Origin of the sequence: Pseudomonas sp. PSKL.D1 (assembly GCF_028898945.1) — a bacterium.
Classification (GTDB): Bacteria; Pseudomonadota; Gammaproteobacteria; order Pseudomonadales; family Pseudomonadaceae; genus Aquipseudomonas.
In genome coordinates, this window is record NZ_CP118607.1 from 5819442 (window position 1) to 5843098 (window position 23657).

At 59.9% G+C, this 23657-nt stretch carries 23 protein-coding genes; 13 read left to right on the top strand and 10 right to left on the bottom strand.

Translation table 11 applies throughout. From position 1 onward, the window contains the following. Positions 1-162: 162 nt before the first annotated feature. From PVV54_RS26210 to PVV54_RS26230, 5 genes are all read right to left on the bottom strand, one after another. A complete protein-coding gene (locus tag PVV54_RS26210; RefSeq protein ID WP_274910506.1) occupies positions 163-696 on the bottom strand; it encodes a DUF3299 domain-containing protein in 534 nt (177 codons plus the stop codon). A 48-nt stretch (positions 697-744) separates the two neighbouring features. After that, positions 745-990 (bottom strand): GlsB/YeaQ/YmgE family stress response membrane protein, encoded by a 246-nt coding sequence (locus PVV54_RS26215; RefSeq protein ID WP_010955824.1) that lies wholly within the window; start codon positions 988-990, stop codon positions 745-747. 96 nt (positions 991-1086) lie between these two features. Further along, positions 1087-2169, bottom strand: coding sequence for a 5-(carboxyamino)imidazole ribonucleotide synthase (locus PVV54_RS26220; RefSeq protein ID WP_274907964.1), 1083 nt, complete (start codon positions 2167-2169; stop codon positions 1087-1089). Positions 2170-2179: 10 nt separating this feature from the next. Then, entirely contained in the window at positions 2180-2671 is a 492-nt protein-coding gene (gene purE / locus PVV54_RS26225; protein WP_003253304.1) for a 5-(carboxyamino)imidazole ribonucleotide mutase, read from the bottom strand. Between the two features lie 171 nt (positions 2672-2842). Next, positions 2843-3775 carry a LysR substrate-binding domain-containing protein gene (locus tag PVV54_RS26230; RefSeq protein ID WP_274907965.1) on the bottom strand — a complete coding sequence of 311 codons (933 nt, stop codon included), beginning with the start codon at positions 3773-3775 and terminating at the stop codon, positions 2843-2845. A 182-nt stretch (positions 3776-3957) separates the two neighbouring features. Here PVV54_RS26230 and aspA point away from each other — a divergent pair, with 182 nt between their 5' ends. From aspA to PVV54_RS26250, 4 genes are all read left to right on the top strand, one after another. After that, entirely contained in the window at positions 3958-5382 is a 1425-nt protein-coding gene (gene aspA, locus PVV54_RS26235) for an aspartate ammonia-lyase (protein ID WP_274907966.1), read from the top strand. A 152-nt stretch (positions 5383-5534) separates the two neighbouring features. Then, on the top strand, positions 5535-6527 hold the full coding sequence (locus tag PVV54_RS26240) for an AraC family transcriptional regulator (protein ID WP_274907967.1): 993 nt from the start codon (positions 5535-5537) through the stop codon (positions 6525-6527). A 132-nt stretch (positions 6528-6659) separates the two neighbouring features. After that, positions 6660-7703, top strand: coding sequence for a histone deacetylase family protein (locus PVV54_RS26245; RefSeq protein ID WP_274907968.1), 1044 nt, complete (start codon positions 6660-6662; stop codon positions 7701-7703). Continuing rightward, positions 7703-8806, top strand: coding sequence for a polyamine ABC transporter substrate-binding protein (locus PVV54_RS26250; protein ID WP_274907969.1), 1104 nt, complete (start codon positions 7703-7705; stop codon positions 8804-8806). Before PVV54_RS26245 ends, PVV54_RS26250 begins: the two co-directional genes overlap by 1 nt. A 78-nt stretch (positions 8807-8884) precedes the next feature. Here the strand turns inward: PVV54_RS26250 and pdxR are convergent, their stop codons facing one another. After that, a complete protein-coding gene (gene pdxR / locus PVV54_RS26255) occupies positions 8885-10417 on the bottom strand; it encodes a MocR-like pyridoxine biosynthesis transcription factor PdxR (RefSeq protein WP_274907970.1) in 1533 nt (510 codons plus the stop codon). A 90-nt stretch (positions 10418-10507) separates the two neighbouring features. Between pdxR and PVV54_RS26260 the strand changes: the two genes are divergently transcribed. Genes PVV54_RS26260 through PVV54_RS26270 form a run of 3 tightly spaced genes read left to right on the top strand, consistent with a single transcriptional unit; the run spans position 10508 to position 12274 of the window. After that, a complete protein-coding gene (locus PVV54_RS26260; protein ID WP_274907971.1) occupies positions 10508-11137 on the top strand; it encodes an FMN-binding negative transcriptional regulator in 630 nt (209 codons plus the stop codon). A gap of 11 nt (positions 11138-11148) precedes the next feature. After that, positions 11149-11595, top strand: coding sequence for a GNAT family N-acetyltransferase (locus PVV54_RS26265; RefSeq protein WP_274907972.1), 447 nt, complete (start codon positions 11149-11151; stop codon positions 11593-11595). A gap of 7 nt (positions 11596-11602) precedes the next feature. After that, positions 11603-12274, top strand: a complete 672-nt coding sequence (locus PVV54_RS26270) for a GNAT family N-acetyltransferase (protein WP_274907973.1) — start codon at positions 11603-11605, stop codon at positions 12272-12274. A gap of 77 nt (positions 12275-12351) precedes the next feature. Here PVV54_RS26270 and oadA read toward each other — a convergent pair whose 3' ends face one another. Together oadA and PVV54_RS26280 are read right to left on the bottom strand one after the other, a co-directional pair. Next, positions 12352-14160 carry a sodium-extruding oxaloacetate decarboxylase subunit alpha gene (oadA, locus tag PVV54_RS26275; RefSeq protein WP_274907974.1) on the bottom strand — a complete coding sequence of 603 codons (1809 nt, stop codon included), beginning with the start codon at positions 14158-14160 and terminating at the stop codon, positions 12352-12354. A 10-nt stretch (positions 14161-14170) separates the two neighbouring features. Then, complete coding sequence (locus PVV54_RS26280) at positions 14171-15586, bottom strand: acetyl-CoA carboxylase biotin carboxylase subunit (protein ID WP_274907975.1); 1416 nt, start codon at positions 15584-15586, stop codon at positions 14171-14173. 189 nt (positions 15587-15775) lie between these two features. Here PVV54_RS26280 and PVV54_RS26285 point away from each other — a divergent pair, with 189 nt between their 5' ends. After that, positions 15776-16738 carry a LysR family transcriptional regulator gene (locus PVV54_RS26285; protein WP_274907976.1) on the top strand — a complete coding sequence of 321 codons (963 nt, stop codon included), beginning with the start codon at positions 15776-15778 and terminating at the stop codon, positions 16736-16738. Here the strand turns inward: PVV54_RS26285 and PVV54_RS26290 are convergent. Both PVV54_RS26290 and hexR read right to left on the bottom strand, forming a co-directional pair. Beyond that, on the bottom strand, positions 16680-16898 hold the full coding sequence (locus PVV54_RS26290) for a PA3496 family putative envelope integrity protein (protein WP_274907977.1): 219 nt from the start codon (positions 16896-16898) through the stop codon (positions 16680-16682). The genes PVV54_RS26285 and PVV54_RS26290 overlap by 59 nt on opposite strands. Before the next feature lie 133 nt (positions 16899-17031). Then, complete coding sequence (hexR, locus tag PVV54_RS26295; RefSeq protein ID WP_274907978.1) at positions 17032-17898, bottom strand: transcriptional regulator HexR; 867 nt, start codon at positions 17896-17898, stop codon at positions 17032-17034. A 103-nt stretch (positions 17899-18001) separates the two neighbouring features. On the opposite strand from hexR, the gene zwf reads away from it, so the two are divergent. The 5 genes from zwf to PVV54_RS26320 all read left to right on the top strand — a co-directional run bounded on the left by zwf (position 18002) and on the right by PVV54_RS26320 (position 23655). Next, positions 18002-19444 (top strand): glucose-6-phosphate dehydrogenase, encoded by a 1443-nt coding sequence (zwf, locus tag PVV54_RS26300; RefSeq protein WP_274907979.1) that lies wholly within the window; start codon positions 18002-18004, stop codon positions 19442-19444. Positions 19445-19529: 85 nt separating this feature from the next. Then, complete coding sequence (locus tag PVV54_RS26305) at positions 19530-19835, top strand: hypothetical protein (protein WP_274907980.1); 306 nt, start codon at positions 19530-19532, stop codon at positions 19833-19835. Between the two features lie 132 nt (positions 19836-19967). Then, positions 19968-22154 (top strand): DNA helicase II, encoded by a 2187-nt coding sequence (gene uvrD, locus PVV54_RS26310; RefSeq protein WP_274907981.1) that lies wholly within the window; start codon positions 19968-19970, stop codon positions 22152-22154. A 121-nt stretch (positions 22155-22275) separates the two neighbouring features. Further along, positions 22276-23133 (top strand): Tim44 domain-containing protein, encoded by an 858-nt coding sequence (locus PVV54_RS26315; RefSeq protein ID WP_274907982.1) that lies wholly within the window; start codon positions 22276-22278, stop codon positions 23131-23133. A 114-nt stretch (positions 23134-23247) separates the two neighbouring features. Then, positions 23248-23655 carry an SMI1/KNR4 family protein gene (locus PVV54_RS26320; protein ID WP_274907983.1) on the top strand — a complete coding sequence of 136 codons (408 nt, stop codon included), beginning with the start codon at positions 23248-23250 and terminating at the stop codon, positions 23653-23655. Positions 23656-23657 lie beyond the last annotated feature (2 nt).

A 23657-nucleotide genomic window follows, 5' to 3' on the forward strand; every position in this document is an offset into this window, starting at 1 on the left:
TCAGTGGAAGACAGGGAATCGTGCTTCGAACTATGCTTTTTCATGGTCTCGCCCTCGCTGCCGTTGGCTTCTTCGAACGCCACCGTGGCACTGTGATGCCTCGGCGGGGGCGAGTCCATCGATTACAGGGGGGCGGTTACAGTGCGATGACCAATACAGGCTTCAAAGATCAGCGTCTTCCACAACCCTCACCTTCCCCGCATCCAGCGCATAGGCCGCATCCGCCAGGTCATTACTGACGCTCTCCACCTTCAACGTGCCGCTGACCCACAACGGCGTGTAGATATCGTCGATCTTCAACCCTTTTGGATAGCGCACCAGCACCAACTGGTTAGGCGGTGGTGGCGGTACATGAATGCAGGCCCCTGGGTAAGGCACCAGGAAGAACAGTGTGCTGTTGCCCTTGGCATCGCTCTCCAAGGGCACCGGATAACCGCCCAGTCGGATTTCCTTGCCATTCATGGCTGCCACGGTTTTGGTCGAGTACATCACCGCTGGCAAGCCCTTGCTTTGCTTCAGCCCGCCTTTGGCAGTGAAGGTGCCCATCGCCTCGGGCGAGTTGTGGTCGATTTCCGGCATCTGCTCTAGTGCCTTCTGGTCCGACTTGGGCATCAGCTCCAACCAGTCGGTCTCAGGCAGTTCGGCATGGGCCAGGGCGCTGGCAAGCAGCAAAGGAAGGAGGAAAAACGCACGCATGAAAATGCTCGGCAACTCGAATGAATTGCCGGGCATTCTACCCGCTATTCAGCGTTTCTTGATGAATCCGTAGATCACCAGAAGGACCACGGCGCCAACCAGCGCCCCGAAGAACCCTGCGGCCTGACCTGCCTGGTAAATCCCGAGTGCCTGGCCGCCGTACGTAGCGAGCAAGGAGCCGGCGATACCCAGCAGAATGGTCATGATCCAGCCCATGCTGTCGTCGCCCGGTTTGATGAAGCGGGCCAACAGGCCGACGATGAGGCCGATGAAGATGGTTCCGATGATGCCCATGGCAATCCCTCTGCAGTGAAAGTGGAACAAGCCAAAGCCTAGTCAGAGCTTTGGCTTGTTGCCATTTCAGAGGGCTTGCCGCCAGCAGAAGTTCGGTCAGTTGCCGATCAGCGCTTCTACTTCGGCGATCTTGGCCTTGAGGGTGGCCATATCCTGGCAACGCAGGGTGGCGTGGCCAACCTTGCGCCCGACCTTGAAGGCTTTGCCGTAGTGATGCAGGTGGCAATCTTCGATGGCCGCAACCTTGCCCACAGCCGGCACTTCACCAATGAAGTTGAGCATGGCGCTCTCACCGACCTTGGCAGTCGAGCCCAGCGGCAGGCCAGCAACGGCACGCAGGTGGTTTTCGAACTGGCTGCACTCGGCGCCTTCGATGGTCCAGTGCCCGGAGTTGTGTACGCGCGGGGCGATTTCGTTGGCCTTGAGGCCACCGTCAACTTCAAAGAACTCGAACGCCATCACGCCAACATAGTCCAGCTGCTTGAGCACGCGACCTACGTAATCTTCGGCCAGGGCCTGCAGTGGGTGTGCTTCACTGGCTACCGACAGGCGCAGGATGCCGCTTTCGTGGGTGTTGTGTACCAGCGGGTAGAAGCGGGTTTCGCCATCACGGGCACGCACGGCCACCAGCGATACTTCGCCCGTGAAAGGTACGAAACCTTCCAGCAGGCAAGGTACGCTGCCCAGCTCGGCGAATGTGCCGAGCACGTCTTCTGGCTTGCGCAGCACCTTCTGGCCCTTGCCGTCATAACCCAATGTACGGGTTTTCAGCACGGCAGGCAGGCCGATGCTGGCAACGGCTGCATCCAGGTCTGCTTGCGAAAGGATGTCTGCGAATGCTGGCGTCGGAATGCCCAGGTCGCGGAACATGCTTTTCTCGAACAGGCGATCACGGGCGATACGCAGCGCCTCGGCACTTGGGTAAACCGGGACGAACTGCGACAGGAAGGCCACGGTCTCGGCCGGGACGCTTTCGAACTCGAAGGTGACCAGGTCTACTTCGTCGGCCAGCTGGCGCAGATGGTCCTGATCGCCGTAGTCGGCACGCAGGTGCTCACCCAAGGGCGCGGCACACGCGTCTGGCGCAGGGTCGAGGAAGGCGAAGTTCATGCCCAGCGGAGTACCCGCCAGGGCCAGCATGCGGCCCAGTTGGCCACCACCGATTACACCAATCTTCATGGGTTCAGCCTCAAGCCTGACGCGGGTCTGGATTGTCCAGTACGGTATCGGTCTGCTCCGTGCGGAACTGCTTCAGCGCGGCGTGATACTGCGGGTACTTGGCACCCAGAATGCTCGCCGACAGCAGTGCGGCGTTGACGGCACCCGCGCGGCCGATGGCCAGGGTGGCAACCGGCACACCGGCAGGCATCTGCACGATCGACAGCAGCGAGTCGACTCCGGAGAGCATCGACGACTGCACCGGAACGCCCAGCACTGGCAGGTGAGTCTTGGCAGCGCACATGCCTGGCAGGTGAGCGGCGCCACCGGCACCGGCAATGATCACCTCGATGCCACGCCCTTCAGCCTCTTCGGCATACTGGAACAGCAAGTCCGGGGTGCGATGGGCGGAAACCACCTTCACTTCGTAGGGAATGCCGAGTTTTTCCAGCATATCGGCGGTGTGGCTAAGGGTGGACCAATCGGACTTGGAGCCCATGATCACGCCAACCAGTGCACTCATCGTCGAGCCTCTTCGCTTGTGCGCCATTGGGCGCGTCAAAAAACAACAAGCCACGCGGGACGACCGGCGTGGCTTGTTTGCTGATCATAACCGGACGCATCCGGTCGAAAGGCCGCGCAGTATACCGTAACCCAAGGCCTTGCTGGCACCCCCGGCGACCAACTGTCGCCCTTATTTTTCGGGGCTTTGGCTGACTTTTGGGTCAACCGCCACGCCACCTTCGAGCTTGCGCCAAAGGAGGCGCACATTAGCCTTGCGTACCAAGGCGCAGCGATACAGACGGATTTCCAAGGGCACATGCCATTGGCTACCGCCGCAAATGGCCAGTTCGCCACGCTCAAGCTCGCCCCGCATGGACAAGCGCGGCACCCAGGCAACGCCCATGCCTTCCAGTGCCATGCTCTTCAGGCTGTCGGCCATTGCCGTTTCATACACCGTGGTATAGCGCAGGTTGCGCTGGCGCAGCAGCAGGCTGACCGAGCGACCGAGGAAAGCGCCTGCGCTGTATGCCAGCAGCGGCACACTGCCGTCGCTTTCCAGGTCAAACAGTGGCTTGCCGTCGGCATCTACAGCGCATACCGGCAACATTTCCGTATTGCCCATGTGTAACGACGGGAAAATCTCGGCGTCCATCTGCAACGCAGCGTCGGGGTCATAGAAAGCCAGCATCAGATCGCAACCGCCCTCGCGCAATGCGTGCACTGCATCCCCGACGTTAGTCGCAACCAGGCGGGTGGCGATGTTCAAGCCATCATTGCGCAACTGGGCGACCCAACGCGGGAAGAAGCCTGACGCCAGAGAGTGCGCGGCCGCTACCTGAATCACTTCGCCCTGCCCTCCTTCAAGATGATGCAAATGGCGTAAAACTTCGCTCAACTGGTCGACAACAGTGCGCGCGGTAACGAGAAACAGTTGGCCGGCCTCAGTCAATTCAATGGGCGTGCGGGAACGATTCACCAAGGTCAGGCCGAGGGCTGCTTCAAGGCTGCGAATGCGTCGGCTGAATGCTGGCTGGGTGACAAACCGGCGCTCCGCCGCCTGAGAAAAACTGCGTGTGGAGGCCAGGGCACTGAAGTCCTCCAACCATTTGCTTTCAAGGTTCATGAAGCAGATCCCCCGGCATGCACCAAAATGGAACACGCTCGAATGTCAATTGGCGTCACATGAAACAGTATGCCGTTTGTGCATAGGTTAGCGTGCAACAGCATTGGCCGCAAAATCCCCTTCAGGCCTAGGATTGGCGCCATTCCGGCATGTGCCGGGTCAAAATCGAGATGATATCCATCATGTCCTCCGCTGCATCGTTCCGCGTCGAAAAAGATCTGCTTGGTACCCTTGAAGTTCCTGCCGATGCCTACTACGGCATCCAGACCCTGCGCGCTGCCAACAACTTCCACCTCTCCGGTGTTCCGCTGTCGCACTACCCGAAACTGGTAGTCGGCCTGGCGATGGTCAAGCAGGCCGCTGCTGACGCCAACCGGGAGCTGGGGCACTTGAGCGATGCCAAGCACGCTGCCATCAGCGCAGCTTGCGGGCGACTGATCAAAGGCGACTACCACGAGCAGTTCGTGGTGGACATGATTCAAGGCGGTGCTGGTACTTCTACCAACATGAACGCCAACGAAGTCATCGCCAACATCGCACTGGAGGCCATGGGCCACCAGAAGGGTGAGTACCAGTACCTGCACCCGAACAACGATGTGAACATGGCGCAGTCGACCAACGACGCCTACCCGACCGCCATCCGCCTGGGCCTGCTGTTGGGCCATGACGCCCTGCTGGCCAGCCTCGACAGCCTGATTCAGGCCTTCGCCGCCAAGGGTAAAGAATTCGATCACGTACTGAAGATGGGCCGTACCCAGCTGCAGGACGCTGTACCGATGACCCTGGGCCAGGAATTCCGCGCCTTCGCCACCACCATGACCGAAGACCTGCAGCGCCTGCGCTCGCTGGCCCCGGAACTGCTGACCGAAATCAACCTGGGTGGTACCGCCATCGGCACCGGCATCAACGCCGACCCTGGCTACCAGGCCCTGGCTGTACAGCGCCTGGCGATCATCAGCGGCCAGCCGCTGGTACCGGCTGCCGACCTGATCGAAGCTACCTCCGACATGGGCGCCTTCGTGCTGTTCTCCGGCATGCTCAAGCGTACCGCGGTCAAGCTGTCGAAGATCTGCAACGACCTGCGCCTGCTGTCCAGCGGCCCGCGCACCGGCATCAACGAAATCAACCTGCCGGCTCGCCAGCCAGGCAGCTCGATCATGCCAGGCAAGGTCAACCCGGTTATCCCGGAAGCCGTGAACCAAGTCGCCTTCGCCATCATGGGCAACGACCTGGCCCTGACCGTCGCCGCCGAAGGTGGCCAGCTGCAGCTGAACGTGATGGAGCCGCTGATCGCCTACAAGATCTTCGACTCGATCCGCCTGCTGCAACGCGCCATGGACATGCTGCGCGAGCACTGCATCGTCGGCATCACCGCCAACGAACAGCGTTGCCGTGAACTGGTCGAGCACTCGATCGGCCTGGTCACCGCCCTGAACCCTTACATCGGCTACGAAAACGCCACCCGTATCGCCCGCGTAGCGCTGGAAACCGGCCGCGGCGTGCTGGAACTGGTACGTGAGGAACAGCTGCTGGACGAAGCGATGCTCAACGACATCCTGCGCCCGGAAAACATGATCGCTCCACGTCTGGTTCCGCTGAAGGCGTAACCCGGCCGCTGCAAACAGTCTCACCAGGTCGAGGGACTAGACACCTCTCAACCTTTCCAGGGCCCGAGCGCACGCATCGGGCCCTTTTTTTGTTCGATTCCCGGCACACAACTTGCTCCATAATGCCTCCCAGCCCTACGGGATGACCGAGCATGCTGCACAGCCACCTGACCACCCTCAACGCGGTTTCGCTGATTCTCAACCTGTTCGAGGAAGACGGTTGCGAAGCTGCGGCGCTGCTCGCTGGCAGCGGCATAGGCCCGGCAGACCTTGGCCATGCCGATGCCCGCATTACCACGCAGCAGGAGCATCAGGTGTGCGCCAACGCGGTGGCGCGGCGCGAAGACATCGGCCTGGAACTGGGCCGACGCATGCATGTGTCTTGCTACGGCATGCTCGGTTACGCCCTGCTCTCCAGTGCCACTTTGGGTGACGCCTTGCGCCTGGCGCTGCAGTTTCCGGCACTGCTGGGAACAGTCTTCCAGCTTCGCCTGATCGACGATGGCCAGCGTGTCTGGTTCAGCGCCGGCGATTATCGAGACAACCCGACGCTGGCCGCCTTCAACGCCGAGTTTTGCCTGGTGTCGCTGAAAGTCATCTGCGATGACCTGCTCGGCCGCCCGCTGCCGCTGCTGGGGGCACGATTCGAGCACGTCAAACCGGGGTACCACGCGCTCTATGACGGTGCATTTCAATGCCCGCTGAATTTTGAGGCAGACGACAACGCCTTTGCCTTCGAACGTCGCTGGCTCGATACACCGCTGCCCCTGGCCGACCCCATCACACACAAAGCCATGAGCGAACGCTGCCGGCGGTTGAATCTGGAGTTCACTGGGCGTCAGGCTTGGCTGGGTCGGATTCGGCAGTTGCTGTTGCAGCAACTGGATGCAGCACCGGGCCTGGAAGGCCTGGCACGGCAGATGAACTGTTCATCGCGAACCTTGCGTCGCCATTTGCAGGCGCTGGGCAGCAGTTATCAACAGCTGCTGGATGAATTGCGCTTCGAGCGGGCGAAGCAGTTGCTGGCAGATGAGCAAATGCCCATTTACCGCATTGCCGAGACGCTGGGTTTCAGTGAGACGGCGAGCTTTCGCCATGCGTTCCAGCGTTGGAGCGGGGTTGCACCCAGCCATTTTCGCGGTTGACCTCATCGCCAAGCGAACCATGATGGCCAGCTACGTTGGCCATATCGATCCCCTTTTGGCCGTTTGCAACGTTCTCCGCGTGAGGTCATCCACTGAAAATGACCCCACGCCAGTCCTACCGGAGAACAACAAATGCTGACGATTTATTCCGATGATCACCGCCTGCACCATGGCCGCTGCGAGCTGATCGACGGCCAACTGATGCCCTGCTTTGAAATGCCGTCTCGCGCCGACCACGTGCTCGAACAGGTAAAAAAGCGCAATCTGGGCGACATCAAAGGCCCGACTGACTTCGGGCGGGCGCCGCTGCAACGCATTCACAGCAACGACTACCTGAGCTTCTTCGAAGGCGCCTGGGCGCGCTGGGCCGCATTGGGCCACGAAGGTGACCTGCTGCCCTTCACCTGGCCAGCCCGCACCCTGCGCCAGGTCAAACCCACCGGGCTGCATGGCGAGCTGGGCTACTACAGCTTCGACGCCGGCGCTCCAATTACCGCTGGCACCTGGCAAGCTGCGTACAGCGCCGCGCAAGTCGCGCTCACGGCCCAAGCCGCGATCCAGCAAGGCGCACATTCGGCCTTCGCCCTGTGCCGCCCGCCAGGCCACCATGCCGCTGCCGAAGTCATGGGCGGTTATTGCTACCTCAACAATGCGGCTATTGCGGCCCAGGCCTTCCTCGACCAGGGGCGGTCCAAAGTGGCCATTCTTGATGTCGACTACCACCACGGCAACGGCACCCAAGACATCTTCTACCAACGCAGCGATGTGTTCTTCGCCTCGATCCATGGCGATCCACAGGCGGAATTCCCGTTTTTTCTGGGTTATGCAGACGAAGTCGGCGAAGGCGACGGTGAAGGCTGCAACATCAACTATCCGCTGCCTGCCGGAAGCGACTGGGCGGCCTGGAGCGCGGCACTGGAACAAGCTTGCCAGCGTATTGCCGAGTACGACGCTGACGTATTAGTGATTTCCTTGGGCGTGGACACCTTCAAGGACGACCCGATTTCCCAGTTCAAACTGGACAGCCCCGACTACCTGGAAATGGGCAAGCGCATCGCCCAGCTCGGCAAACCGACCTTATTCGTGATGGAAGGTGGCTACGCTGTGGAAGAAATCGGCATCAACGCGGTAAATGTGCTGGAAGGCTTCCAGCTTGCCCAACCAGGAGCCCGGTAATGGTCCGACTCAAGCGTCTGCTCGCCCCTGTCATCGCTGCCACCCTGTTAACCGGTGCCCTGCACGCTCAAGCCGAGCAGCGCACCCTGCGTGTGTATAACTGGTTCGACTACATCACCCCGCAGACCTTGACCGACTTCCAGAAGGACAGCGGCGTCAAGCTGATCTACGACATCTTTGACACCAACGAGGCGCTGGAAGCCAAGCTGCTCACCGGTAACTCCGGCTATGACGTGGTGGTGCCGTCCAACGTGTTCCTGGCCAAGCAGATCGAAGCGGGCGTGTTCCAGCCGCTCGATCGCAGCAAACTGCCGAACTGGCAACACCTGGATCCGGCCTTGATGAAATTGATCGAAGCCAACGACCCCGGCAACAAGTTTGCCGTGCCCTACATGTATGGCACCGTGCTGATCGGTTTCAACCCGGAGAAAGTCAAGGCAGCACTGGGCGAAAATGCGCCTGTGGACAGCTGGGACCTGATTTTCAAGGAAGAGAATATTGCCAAGCTCAAGCAATGCGGCGTGGCACTGCTCGATTCGCCGTCGGAGATCCTGCCTTTGGCCCTGAAGTACCTGGGCCTGGACCCCAACAGCGGTAAGCCGGACGACTACAAGAAAGCCGAAGCGCTTCTGTTGAAGATTCGCCCTCATGTCACTTACTTCCACTCGTCCAAGTACATGGCTGACATTGCCAATGGCGACATCTGCGTGGCGGTAGGCTACAGCGGCAGCTTCTCTCAGGCGGCAAACCGGGCGCGCGAAGCCAAGAACGGTGTAGTTGTTGACATGCGCCTGCCCAAGGAAGGTGCTCCCATCTGGTTCGACATGTTGTCGATCCCAAAAAATGCAGCCAACCCTGAAGATGCGCATGCATTCATCAACTACTTGCTACGACCGGAAGTGATCGCTCCGATCAGTGACTTTGTGGGGTATCCGAACCCCAACAAGGATGCGACCGAGAAGGTAAGCCCGGCGATTCGCAATAACCCGAATCTGTACCCGACTGCCGAAGCGATGGCCAAGCTGTATACGCTCAAACCATTGCCGCGAGAGGCTGAACGGGCACGCACTCGGGCTTGGACACGGATCAAGTCTGGCACTTGAGCACAGCTAACCCACGATGATCGGGGGATGCAGAACCATTGTAGGAGCGGGGGGCTACCCGCGAGTACGGTGCCTGCATCACCCCTTGCGCCAAGCCTTGCGCAAGCGCATCAAAGCCTCGGCAATTTCACCCTCCGGAACAGCCGCAAACCCCAGCACCAACCCCGCACGCTTATCCACAGGCACCGGGCTGTCTTCCAGCCAGTAGCTGCTCAGCGGGTTCACCTCGACACCCACTGTTTCAGCCTGGGCTACAAGTTCCTGCTCCCGCGCGAAGTTATCCACATCCACTTTTACATGCAGCCCCGCCGCCACTTCCGGCATCGGGCCCAGCCCCGATACGCCCACCGGCCAACCAGCCTTGAGCACATTGCGCCGACTTAGCGCTGCCTTGCGCATGCGCCGGATGTGACGCTGGAAGTGCCCCTGGGCCATGAATTCTGCCATCACGCACTGGGTACCAACCTCGGAATGCCGCATCGCCAGCGCTCTGCCCTGGCTGAATGACTGCACCAGCCGTGAAGGCAGCACCAAGTACCCAAGGCGCAACGCCGGGAACGCGATCTTGCCGAAAGTCCCCACGTACAACACGCGCCCTTGACGGTCCAATGCCGCCAAGGGTGCCAGTGGCGCGCCGCTGTAGCGGTATTCGCCGTCGTAGTCGTCCTCGATGATCCAACCATCGCGGCGCTCTGCCCACGCAAGCAACGCCAAGCGCCGAGCCAGGCTCATGGTCACCCCGGTCGGGTACTGATGGGCGGGCGTGACATACGCCAAGCGGCATTCCTTCAATTGCTCCAGCCGAGCGCTCTCCATGCCCTCCCCATCCACGGGTATCCCTACCACCTTGCCACCGGCTACGGCAAAGGTATGCCCAGCGGCTCGATAGCCCGGGTTTTCCACAGCCACGCCGTCACCCGGCTGCAACAACAATTGTGCACAAAGGCTGATGGCCTGTTGCGCACCACTGGTGATCACAATTTGTTCAGCGGTGCAGGACAGGCCCCGTGAGCGACGCAGGTAGGCCGAAATCAACTCGCGCAACCCATGCTCGCCTGCGGGGTCTCCGTAACCCAACTGCACACGGTCCGGATTTCGCCAGAAACCCGCCTGTAGCTTGGCCCACACATTGAAGGGGAACAGATCAAACGCTGGGATGCCCACGCGAAATGCACGCGGCGCTCCTGTTTTAGGGGGCGGAAGATGGTTGCTTTTCAGGCGTTCCAACGGCTCGCTGGAAAGCATGTTGCTGGATAAATCCTCAGTGACTTTTGAATGAAATGTGGATAAACCTGTTGATAAACCACGGGATAACCCTGTGGATAGTTGTGTGGATATTTTTTCCAACCGACTCACATAGGTCCCATCTCCAACCCGGCTTTCGATGTAGCCCTCTGCATACAGCTGATCGTAAGCCCGCACCACGCTATTGCGCGACAGCGCCAGCATCGCTGCCAGATCACGGGTGGCCGGTAACCGCGTGCCGCTGCTCAACCGCCCGTCCAGCACCCGAGAGCGCAAGGCTTCATACAACTGCTGGCTCAGCCCGCGACGGCGGTCGATGACGAGCCCCGCTGGGTCGAAAGGCAACACGAGGGGATGATCGCTCACGGAATTGGACCTCTCAAAACAGCTGTAAATGGATCTTACACTGGACCAATAGCCTGCCTAGGATGGAGCCATTCCACAAGGATTGCGCACATGTACAACAGCAAACCGCACCAGGAACATGACCTAGAACGCTTGCACCGGCACATGCTCGACACGCGCCTGGCGGTACTGATAAGCCACGGGGAGCAGGGCCTGCTGGCTTCGCACCTGCCCGTGCTGCTCGACCCCTGCGAAGGTGAGTCCGGTACCGTCTATGCCCACCTCGCCAGGGCCAATCGCCAGTGGCAGGACCTTGAACAGGGCCGCGAGATGCTGCTGGTGTTCCCAGGGGCAGATGCTTACGTGAGCCCCGGCTATTACCCGAGCAAGGCCGACAACCCCAAAGTAGTGCCAACCTGGAACTACCTTGCCGTGCACGCCTACGGCCCGGTCGAAGTGATCCACGACGCCACACCGCTATTGCAGATTGTTAGCCGCCTGACCGATCACCATGAGCAAGGCCGCGACCAGCCTTGGAAAGTGGCCGACGCCCCCAGCGATTACCTCGAAGGCATGCTCCGCGCCATTGTCGGCATCCGCATGCCCATCACACGCCTGCAGGGAGCACGCAAACTCAGCCAGAACCGCTCTGCGCAAGACATTGCCGGCGTGCGTGACGGCTTGGGCGCCAGCCCCGATTACCTCGACAACCAACTTGCCGCGCACATGCGCCAGCTCTGAAGGAAAACCCCATGCCCAGCGTTACCCTGCGCCCTGTTGGCGCCAATGACCATGCCGCCTGGCTCGCCTTGTGGCAGGCCTACCTGCGCTTTTACCAGACAGAACTGGCCGACGAAGTCAGCGCCAGCACCTGGCAGCGCTTGCTTGATGTGAACGAGCCAACCCACTCTGCCCTCGCCTGGGTCGATGACAAGGCTGTAGGCATGGTCAACTGGATCTATCATCGGTCGAACTGGAGCATCGAGAACTCCTGCTACCTGCAGGACTTGTATGTGGACAGCAGCCAGCGCGGCCTGGGTATTGGCCGCCAGTTGATCGAACATGTGTACGCCACCGCCAAAGCTGCCGGATGCATCAAAGTGCACTGGCTGACCCATGAAACCAATGCCACGGCCATCAGCCTGTACGAACAGGTTGCCGAGCGCCCGGGCTTCATCCAATTCCGCAAAGGGTTGTAGGCCGAACATGACAGATGCATTGAACTGGAAACCCGCTGCCACACCCAAGGCCGAATCCATCGATGGCCGTTTCATTCGCCTGGAAAAGCTCGACCCGGCACGTCATGGGGATGACCTATGGGAAGTACTGCAAGGCCCTGGCTCCGACCCGGTGCTTTGGGACTACTTGCCGTACGGCCCATTCAATGAACGCGCGGCCTTTGATAGCTGGCTGCAAGGCAACGCCGCCGGCCACGACCCGCTCTACTTCACTGTGATCGACCGCGCCAGCGGCCAAGCCCAGGGCATGCTTACCCTGATGTCGATCGTACCCGACCACGGCCGCATCGAAATTGGCCATATCGCCTTCGGCGCCGCCATGCAGCGCTCGCCGAAAAGTACCGAAGCGGTGTACCTGCTGGGCAAGCTCAGCTTTGAGTTGGGCAATCGCCGACTGGAGTGGAAGTGCAATAACGCCAATGCTCGCTCCAAACGGGCGGCAGAGCGCTTGGGCTTCCAGTCAGAAGGGGTTTTCCGCAAGCATCTTGTGGTCAAAGACCACAACCGGGATACAGCGTGGTATTCGATTACCGATGATGAATGGCCGCAGGTAGCAACGGGGTTTGAGCGGTGGTTGAGCGCGGAAAATCAGCAGGATGGGGGGCAAGTGCGCACACTGGAAGCGTGTCGTAAAGGCTGACACCTGCAAACCCGAAGCAAAAAAAAGGGGAGCATCCGCCCCCCAGAGGTTAACTGCTTGTAGATGAGGGCTTTAACTCAGCCCTCGATCTCGATCAGGATCTCGCCCGGCGTCACACGGTCGCCCTTGGCCACGTGGATAGCCACAACCTTGCCGGCAATGGCCGCCTGCACTTCGGTTTCCATCTTCATGGCTTCAGTAATCAGCACCGCTTGGCCTGCCTTGACCACATCGCCTTCCTTGACCAGCACGTCGACAATGTTGCCCGGCATGGTGGTGCTGACGTGGCCCGGTGCACTGGCCTGTTTGCGCTTGCTGCTACCACCGCCGACGAATTCGTTCAGCGGCTCGAACACCACCTCTTCCGGCATGCCGTCGATCGACAGGTAGAAGTGGCGCTTGCCCTCGGCCTTGACGCCTACGCCTGTGATATCCACGCGGTAGGTTTCGCCGTGCACATCGATGACGAACTCGGTCGGTACACCTTCGCCACCTGGTGCGGCAACAGCGCCAGCTTCAGGGATCGGCAGCAGCGTTTCCGGGGTCAGGGTGCCGGCTTCACGCTCTTCGAGGAACTTGCGGCCGATGTCCGGGAACATGGCAAAGGTCAGTACGTCTTCCTCACTGCGTGCCAGGGCACCGATGTCGGCACGCAGCTTGGCCATTTCCGGCTTGAGCAAGTCGGCCGGGCGTACATCAATCACCTCTTCGCTGCCGATCGCCTGACGGCGCAGTTGTTCGTTGACCACGCCAGGGGCCTTGCCGTAGCCGCCCTGCAGGTAAAGCTTCACCTCGTTGGTGATGGTCTTGTAGCGCTCGCCGGCCAGCACATTGAAGAACGCCTGAGTGCCCACGATCTGCGAGGTCGGAGTAACCAGCGGCGGGAAGCCGAGGTCTTCACGCACCCGCGGGATCTCAGCCAACACTTCGTTCATGCGGTTGAGTGCGCCTTGCTCCTTGAGCTGGTTGGCCAGGTTGGAAATCATGCCGCCCGGCACCTGGTTGACCTGCACGCGGGTGTCCACGGCGGTGAACTCGCTCTCGAACTGGTGGTACTTCTTGCGCACCGCATAGAAGTACAGGCCGATTTCCTGCAGCAGCTCCAGGTCCAGGCCGGTATCGAACTCACTGCCCTTCAGGGCTGCAACCATCGACTCGGTGCCCGGGTGGCTGGTGCCCCAAGCAAAGCTGGAGATGGCGGTGTCGATATGGTCGGCGCCGTTTTCCACTGCCTTGAGCTGGCACATGGCAGCCAGGCCGGCGGTGTCATGGGAGTGAATGAACACTGGCAGCGACTGCTCGGCCTTCAACGCCTTGACCAGCTCGCCGGTGGCAAACGGAGTCAGCAGGCCGGCCATGTCCTTGATTGCCACCGAGTCGCAACCCATGGCTTCCATCTGCTTGGCCTGGTTCACGAATGCCTCGATGGTGTGCACCGGGCTGGTGGTGTAGGCGATTGTGCCTTGGGCATGCTTGCCGGCAGCCTTTACGGCCTCGATAGCTACACGCAGGTTACGCACGTCGTTCATTGCATCAAAAATGCGGAACACATCAATGCCGTTGACCGCTGCCTTGGCCACGAAAGCCTTCACCACATCATCGCTATAGTGGCGGTAGCCCAGCAGGTTCTGGCCACGCAGCAGCATTTGCAGGCGGGTGTTGGGCAAGGCGTTACGCAGTTTGCGCAGGCGCTCCCATGGGTCTTCTTTGAGGAAGCGTACGCAGGCATCAAAGGTGGCGCCGCCCCAGACTTCCAGCGACCAATAGCCAACTTTGTCGAGCTTGTCGCAGATCGGGAGCATGTCGTCAGTGCGCATGCGGGTGGCCAGCAGGGACTGGTGGGCGTCGCGCAGGATCGTGTCGGTTACGTGAATTTTCTTGGACATTATGGGTTCCTCACAGGCCTGCGTGGGCGGCGATGGCGGCGGCGATGGCCAGGGCCAGCTCTTCGGGTTTGCGCTTGATCGAGTAGTTGGTCAGTTCAGGGTGGCTTTCGACAAAGCTGGTGTTGAACTGGCCACTGCGGAATTCCGGGTTGCGCAGGATTTCCTGGTAGTACGCAGCGGTGGTCTTGACCCCTTGCAAGCGCATGTCGTCCAGAGCCCGCAGGCCGCGGTCCATGGCTTCTTCCCAAGTCAACGCCCACACCACCAGTTTCAGGCACATGGAGTCGTAGTAGGGTGGAATGGTGTAGCCGGTATAAATCGCCGTGTCGGTACGTACGCCCGGGCCGCCGGGGGCGTAGTAACGGGTGATCTTGCCGAAGCTTGGCAGGAAGTTGTTTTTCGGGTCTTCAGCGTTGATTCGGAACTGCAACGCGTAACCCCGGTGGTGGATGTCTTCCTGCTTGACCGAAAGCGGCAGGCCGGACGCGATGCGAATTTGCTCGCGGACGATGTCGATACCGGTGATTTCTTCGGTGATGGTGTGCTCCACCTGTACGCGGGTGTTCATTTCCATGAAGTACACCTCGCCATCGGCGAGCAGGAACTCCACGGTACCGGCGTTCTCGTAATCCACCGCTTTGGCAGCACGCACCGCCAGGTCGCCGATGTAGGCGCGCTGCTCAGGGGTGAGCTGTGGGCTTGGAGCTATTTCGATGAGTTTCTGGTTGCGGCGCTGGATCGAGCAATCGCGCTCAAACAGGTGTACCACGTTGCCGTGGCTGTCACCGAGGATCTGCGCCTCGATGTGCTTAGGGTTGACGATGCACTTTTCCAGGAACACTTCAGCAGAGCCGAAGGCCTTGGTGGCTTCGGAAATCACCCGAGGGAAATTCTGCTCCAGTTCTTCACGGCTGTTGCAGCGGCGAATGCCGCGCCCGCCGCCGCCAGAGGTGGCTTTGAGCATTACCGGGTAACCAATGCGGTCACCTTCGCTCAAGGCTTCGTGGATGTCGGCAACGTTGCCTTCGGTGCCCGGAGTAACCGGAACGCCTGCGGTGATCATGGTGCGACGGGCTTCAGTCTTGTCGCCCATGCGGCGGATGACGTCTGCGGCCGGGCCGATGAACTTGATACCGCGCTCGGCGCAAATCTCTGCCAGCTCAGCATTTTCCGACAGGAAACCATAGCCTGGGTGCAAGGCATCACAGCCGGTTTCCACAGCCAGGTTGACCAGCTTGCGCGGGTTCAGATAACCGGCCAGCGGCTCGGAACCAATGCTGTAAGCCTCGTCAGCACGCTTGACGTGCAAGGCATGACGATCGGCATCGGAATAGATCGCTACAGAGCGAATGCCCATTTCGGCGCACGCCCGTACGATGCGGACTGCGATTTCACCCCGGTTGGCGATCAGGATTTTTTTTATCACTGGAGTCTTCCCAAAGCCGTAGGAACAGACGAACCGGTTCTACCGGTCGGCGCGTGACCAGACGTCGCTGGCCAGTCGCACATTCACCCTAGCGCTGTAGGTTGATAAACAAAAATCAATATTTGTTAGGGGCTGTATTAGCAAAAGCTTATAGTTTGGTAACAAGGTTTTGCCGAAGGGACGGTAAATATGCGTAAGTCATTGATGCGTATGACATTACGTCAGCTGCAAATCTTCAATGAGGTGTGCGACTTGCGCTCCTACAGCCGTGCTGCGGAAGAGATGGCACTGACGCAACCCGCCGTTAGTCTACAAATCCGTCAGCTTGAAGAGCTGATCGGCCAGCCCCTTTTTGAGTATGTTGGCAAAAAGCTGTACCTGACCGAAGCGGCCGAGGCACTGCAACGGGCAAGCCGCGACATATTCGGCCGCCTGGAGAGCCTCGACATGCAACTGTCGGACATGCAGGGTTCGCTGCAAGGGCAGTTGAAACTGGCGATCGAGTCCAGCGCCAAGTACTTCGTGCCACACCTGTTCGCGGCCTTCAAGCAGCGCCACCCTGAGGTCAACCTGACGCTCACGGTGGTCAATCGTGCACAGGCAATCCGGCGCCTGTCTGATAACCGTGACGACCTGATCATTATGTCGATGGTGCCGCAGGACATGGGCCTGGATTTCCTGCCGTTCCTCAATAACCCGATCATTGCCGTAGCGCCGCCGGACCATGCGCTGTGCAAGCTTGAGCAATTGCGTTTGCAGGATCTGGAGCCGCACACCCTGTTGATCCGGGAACAAGGCTCGGGAACGCGCAAAGCCTGTGAAGAGTATTTCAAGGACAAGCGCGTGCACTTCACCCAAACGCTGGAAGTGGCATCTGCCGATGCCCAACGCGAATGCGTGATTGCCGGCCTGGGTATCGCTTTGCTGACCCGCCACGCGGTGAACATGGAGCTGGCCACCGGTGTGCTCAATGAACTGCCTGTGGAGGAATTGCCACTGTACCGAAGCTGGTGTGTAGTGCAGGCCAAGGCCAAGCGACAATCGCCGGTCGCGTTGGCCTTTCTGGCGTTCATCCGCAGCGAACGTGCATTGATCAGCGCGCTTGTTGAGCGCTTTTCAGGGAAATTGCCGCCGACGCCTGCCACACCGTGAGGTCCTGTAACTCGGGGTAATCGGCCAGATCGCGAAGCAGTTGGCGTTGATCGCAATAGCTTTCGATCGCGCGGCGATACTCCATCCGGCGCTGATCCTTTTCCTGCTGTTTACGAGCTTTGGCGTTGGGTTGGTAGATGCCGTCGTTGTCACGAGCCATTGCCTGTCTCCCAGATAGGATGCGGGAGTTTCAGACTGGACTTTGCGGTTTACGGTTTGGCTTTGGAATGGTGACAGAACGGTGAAATTTAAGGTGCCCGCGCCGACAACTCAGCAGGCTCAGGCACATATGATCAGTCGTCCATCGCCTTGATGGACTTGGGTGACAGACGCAGGCTGCGCAAACTGCGCTTAACGCTCTTCAGGTGGTTGACCAGGCTTGGCCCACGCGCCATGGCGACGCCCATGGCCAGCACATCGATTACCACCAGGTGAGCGATGCGTGACGTCAGCGGGGTATAGATTTCAGTGTCTTCGTGCACATCAATCGCCAGGTTGACAGTCGACAGCTCGGCAAGTGGCGTTGCACTCGGGCACAGGGTAATCAGGTTGGCACCGCTTTCCCGCACAAGGTTGGCGGTGATCAACAGGTCCTTGGAACGCCCAGACTGAGAAATGCACACGGCCACATCCCCGGGCTTCAACGTCACCGCAGACATCGCCTGCATGTGCGGGTCCGAATAGGCTGCAGCATTGAGCAGCAGGCGGAAGAACTTGTGCTGGGCATCCGCCGCTACTGCTCCGGATGCACCGAAACCATAAAACTCCACACGCTGCGCCTGAGCCATGGCACTCACCGCTTGCTGCAAGGCATGCGGATCAAGTTGCTCACGCACTTCCATCAATGTGTGCAGGGTAGTGTCGAAAATTTTCAGGCTGTAGTCGGCGACCGAGTCGTCTTCATGGATGGCGAACTGGCCGAAGCTCGCACCCGCAGCCAGGCTTTGCGCCAGCTTGAGCTTCAGGTCCTGGAAACCCGAGCACCCGATCGCACGGCAAAATCGCACAATGGTCGGTTCGCTGATACCTACGCTGTGAGCCAGATCGGCCATGGAACTGTGCATGACGGCCGCCGGGTCAAGCAGCACGTGGTCCGCGACTTTGAGTTCCGATTTGCGCAGCAGGTGGCGCGATTGGGCGATATGTTGCAACAGATTCACGGGCTGGACTCGGTTATGATCGGCTGGCCGGGATGTAGCTTTCTTGTAGTTATACTACATGGACGTCAACCCGCCCAGTTAAACGAACGTGGAGAGTGGTGGTTTGACGATTCCTTGCGACATTCTGGTGTTCGGCGGCACTGGCGACCTGGCCTTGCACAAGCTGCTGCCGGCGCTCTATCACCTGTATCGCGAGGCACGTCTGAACACTGCCGTACGCGTCATTGCCCTCGCTCGGCGCAACATTTCGCGCAATGACTACCTCAGGCTCGCCGAGCGCCATTGCAGATCGCAGATCGCGCGCAACGATTTCGAGGAAGATGTGTGGCAACGCTTTTGCGCCCGGATTGACTACTTCCCCATGGATGCGTCGCAAAGCGCCGACTTCGGGCGCCTGGCACGCTACCTTGGCGAACCTGGGGGGCTTACTCGCATCTACTACCTGGCAACGGCACCGAACCTGTTCGTGCCCATCGCCAATCATCTGCGCATTGCCGGGCTGGCTGACAGCGAAGCACGCATCGTGCTGGAGAAACCGATCGGCCATTCACTGACTTCTGCCACGGCCATCAATGAAGCGATTGGTGCGGTTTTCGATGAGCCCCAGGTGTTTCGCATCGACCACTACCTGGGTAAAGAAACCGTACAGAACCTCATGGCACTGCGCTTCGCCAATGCAATGCTTGAACCGGTATGGCGCAATGGGCAGGTTGATCATGTTCAGATCAGCGTGTGCGAAACCCTTGGTGTAGAGAACCGTGGCGCGTACTACGACCGAGCGGGCGCAACCCGCGACATGCTGCAGAATCACCTGCTGCAGCTGTTGTGCCTTGTGGCCATGGAGCCCCCTGCGCAGTTCGAAGCCGAAGCCGTTCGCGATGAAAAGGTAAAAATCTTGCGGGCCCTGAAGCCAATCAGCGGCCAGGACGTACAAGACAAGACCGTACGTGGGCAATACGGTGCCGGCCATATCGGTGGCCAGGAAGTACCTGCCTATTATTTCGAGAAGGATGTGGATAACGACAGCGACACCGAAACCTTTGTTGCCGTGCAGGCACACATCGACAATTGGCGCTGGGCCGGCGTGCCTTTTTACCTGCGCACGGGCAAGCGCATGGCACGGCGCTCTTCGCAGATCGTCATCCAGTTCAAACCTGTGCCCCATGAGCTATTCAGTGGCGGCCAGGTCAACCAGTTGCTGATTCAGTTGCAACCTGATGAACGCATCAGCCTGCGCATGATGAGCAAGGCCCCCGGCAAAGGGATGCGCCTGGAGCCGGTCGACCTTGACCTCAATTTGGCCAATGCTTTCGGCCTGACGCGCCGCTGGGAGGCTTACGAGCGCTTGTTGCTGGATGTGCTTGAAGGTGATTCAACCTTGTTCATGCGCCGTGACGAGGTAGAGGCGGCCTGGGCCTGGATCGACCCGATCATCAAAGGGTGGGAAGAGCATTTCCAGGCCCCTCGGCATTACGCCGCCGGCAACAATGGCCCCGATCAGGCCAGCAGCCTTCTTGCCAGGCATGGCAGGCAATGGCATGGCTGAAGGCTTTCATGCTGCCTGAGCGCCCGAAATGGGAAGAGAGTGCGCCAGCGATATCGCACTGCCTCCTCATATACGGAACCCGCTCATGATCAACATTGACAATTTCATCGCCATCAACGACAAGCGCAACGGCCAGAACAGCTTCAAGGTTTTCGGGACGGTAATGGTATCCAACCCAGCCATTACTCCTGCCCTGAGCGAGCCAACCTTTCGCCACCGTGGTGGCTGGGAAGTGCTGAACCTCGACCTGCGTGACGAAGGCGGCTTTGCCCCACAGGTGTTGACCAGCAAATCAGTCTACTTTGAACGCGCAGGCGGTACCCACTGGGGTACCGTCGAGATCAATCACCCAGGTGGAACCAGTCATCTCAAGATCATTACCATCGAGTGATCTGCCCATGATCGGGCTGCGTATTCGAATGGGTACGCAGCCTGGACACTCATCGATGAGCGGTGGCGATGAAGGTGAATATTTATACAGTAGGTGTTTGCCCCGCCACTGGCCTGCCCCTAGAATGGCCGGATGCACACAGACGACCTCTCCCTCCTGCTGAATTCCCTCAACGATGCCCAACGCCAGGCCGTCGCGGCCACGCTCGGGCGTCAACTGGTGCTTGCTGGCGCCGGTTCCGGTAAAACCCGCGTGCTGGTACACCGCATTGCCTGGCTGATCCAGGTGGAGCAAGCCTCGCCGCACTCGATCCTGTCGGTGACCTTCACCAACAAGGCTGCCGCCGAGATGCGCCAGCGTATCGAGCAATTGCTGGGCATAAACCCGGCGGGCATGTGGGTGGGGACCTTCCACGGGCTTGCACACCGCCTGTTGCGAGCGCACTGGCAGGAAGCGCGCCTGGTGCAGAACTTCCAGATTCTCGACAGCGACGACCAGCAGCGGCTGATCAAACGGGTAATGCGCGAGCTGGGCCTCGACGAGCAGAAGTGGCCAGCCCGCCAAGCCCAATGGTTCATCAACGGGCAAAAGGACGAAGGCCTGCGCCCACAGCATATTCAGGCCAGTGGCGACCTGTTCCTGCAGACCATGCGCGACGTCTATAGCGCCTACGAACAGGCCTGCGAACGCGCCGGGGTCATCGACTTCTCCGAACTGCTGTTACGCGCCCTCGACTTGTGGCGTGATCACCCCGGCCTGCTGGAACACTACCAGCGCCGCTTCCGCCACTTGTTGGTGGACGAGTTCCAGGACACCAACGCCGTTCAGTACGCCTGGTTGCGGCTGCTGGCGGGCAAAAATGGTGGCAGCCTGATGGCTGTGGGCGACGACGACCAGTCGATTTACGGCTGGCGCGGCGCCAAGATCGAGAATATCCACCAGTACACTGCCGACTTCCCTGACGCCGAGATGATTCGCCTGGAGCAGAACTATCGCTCCACCGGGGGCATCCTCAAAGCCGCCAACGCACTGATCGCCAACAATAGCGGGCGCTTGGGCAAAGAGTTGTGGACCGACATGGGCGAAGGTGAGCCGTTGACGCTTTATGCGGCTTACAACGAGCATGATGAAGCACGCTACGTGGTCGAAACCATCGAGAGCTTGATCAAGCAGGGCAATGCACGCAGCGACATCGCCATCCTGTACCGTTCCAACGCCCAGTCTCGGGTGCTGGAAGAAGCCCTGCTGCGCGAGCGTATTCCCTACCGAATTTATGGTGGTCAGCGCTTCTTCGAACGCGCCGAAATCAAGAACGCGATGGCTTACCTGCGCTTGCTGGAGGGACGCGGCAATGACGCGGCACTGGAGCGCGTGATCAATGTGCCGCCACGTGGCATTGGTGAAAAGACCGTCGAAGCCATCCGTGATCACGCACGCCACACCCAGTTGTCGATGTGGGAAGCCATGTGTCAGCTGATTGCCGCCAAGGCGCTCAAGGGCCGCGCCGCCAGCGCTCTGGGCGCCTTTATCGAGTTGATCGAGAACCTGGCGGGCAAGGTCGCCGACATGCCGCTGCATACCATGACCCAAACGGTCATCGAGCAGTCGGGGCTGATCATCTATCACCAGGAAGAAAAGGGTGAAAAGGGCCAGGCACGGGTAGAAAACCTTGAGGAATTGGTCAGCGCCGCGCGCAACTTCGAAACCAGCGAAGACGATGCTGACCTGTCACCACTCTCCGCCTTCCTCGGCCACGCCTCGCTCGAAGCGGGCGAGTCGCAGGCTGACGAGCACGAAGACAGCATTCAGCTGATGACGCTTCACAGCGCCAAGGGCCTCGAATTCCCCTACGTGTTTCTGGTAGGCATGGAAGAAGGCCTGTTCCCGCACAAGATGAGCCTGGAAGAGCCGGGCCGTTTGGAGGAGGAACGCCGGCTTGCGTATGTGGGCATCACCCGCGCCATGCGCCAGTTGATCATGACTTACGCAGAAACACGTCGCTTGTATGGGAGCGAGACCTACAACAAGGTGTCTCGATTCGTACGTGAGATTCCGGCTGGCCTGGTGCAGGAAGTGCGCCTCTCCAACAGTGTGAGCCGCCCGTTCGGTAGCGCGCAAAGCAATACGAGCAGCCTGTTCGCAAACGCCAGCATCCCGCAGACGGCCTTCAGCCTTGGCCAAAGGGTGCAACACTCAGTGTTTGGCGAAGGCGTGATCCTGAATTTCGAAGGCTCCGGGGCCCAGGCGCGGGTGCAGGTGAATTTTGCCGAAGGCAGCAAATGGCTGATGCTGGGGTATGCCAAGCTTGAGGCCATCTGAGCCTGGCTGAACACCTTTGTAACATTCAGGCAAAAGCTCGAAACATTATGTCGCTGGTCATGTGCACAGGAACCTGTGCACCATGACGCGCGTGCAATCCACAACAGGGGAAATCCCATTTATGCAACGTTTTCTTAGCATCGCACTGGCGCTCTGCGTCGGCCTGACGCTGAGCCTGGAAGCTGACGCCGCCAAGCGTTTCGGCGGCGGCAAGAGCTCGGGCTCCGCGCCTATCCACCAGACCCGCCAGGCTACGCCAACAACGCCTGCCGCCGCGCCGACCGCTCCTGGCCGTGCTCCGGCCGCCGCAAGCGGTGCATCGCGCTGGCTGGGCCCTCTGGCCGGCCTCGCTGCCGGTGGCCTGCTGGCTTCCATGTTCATGGGTGACGGCTTCGAAGGCCTGCAGATCATGGACTTCCTGATCGTCGCGCTCATCGCCTTCCTGGTGTTCCGCTTCATTGCCGCGCGCCGCCGTCAGCAGCAGCCGCAAATGGCCATGCCAGGCCACGCGCCGATGCAGCGTGAAGCTCACAACCAGCCTGCTCAACCGTCGATCTTCGGTGGTTCGGCTGCCCCGGCAGCTGCTGCCGCTCCGGTAATCAACGCGCCGGCGTGGTTCAACGAGCAAAGCTTCCTGGCCGCCGCGCGCAGCCACTTCCAGTCGCTGCAGCAGCACTGGGACGCGAACGAAATGGATAAAATCGCCGAGTTCGTGACCCCGCAGATGCTTGAGTTCCTCAAGCGTGAGCGTGCTGAGCTGGGCGATGGCTTCCAGTCCACGTACATCGATGATCTCGATGTGCAACTGGACGGTGTTGATGATCGCTCCGACCGCACCGACGCCACCCTGACGTTCCGTGGCGTGTCGAAGTCCTCGCGCTTCGACCAGGGCGAAGCCTTCAGCGAAAGCTGGCACATGGTTCGCGCCCAAGGCGAAAACCAGCCATGGCTGGTCGCAGGTATCCGTCAAAACGGTTAATTGCCGCACGCTGTACAAAAAACCCCGGGCCTGCCCCGGGGTTTTTGCTTTTGCCAGAGCGGGCTACTAGGGTATAACGCGCAGCGTTGTCATCAAGGTCAGAGGAAATGAACCGTGGAAGAAGTGATCGAACAACTCCGTGAAGCCAATGAACCCGTGCCGGTGCCATTGGAACTTCCCGACGAGGATCAGCTGGTCGAGATTGAGGAAGAGTTGTTCATCAACATCCCATTCGTGTTCAAGGAATTTTTGCTGACCGTCAGTGATGTGGTGTATGGCTCGCTGGAGCCGGTGACCGTTACAGACCCGCAGTCGCACACTTATCTGCCTGACGTTGCAGCCAATGCCTGGGACGCAGGCGTGCCGCGCGATCTGATCCCGCTTTGCGAAGATGGCAACAACTACTACTGCGTCGAGGAAGACGGCACTGTGGTCTTGTGGGATGGCGACGAAGAAGCCATTGGCGAAGATAGTTGGGAGTCCGTGTGGCACTGGGCGCGGGATGTCTGGCTGGAAAGCTGACT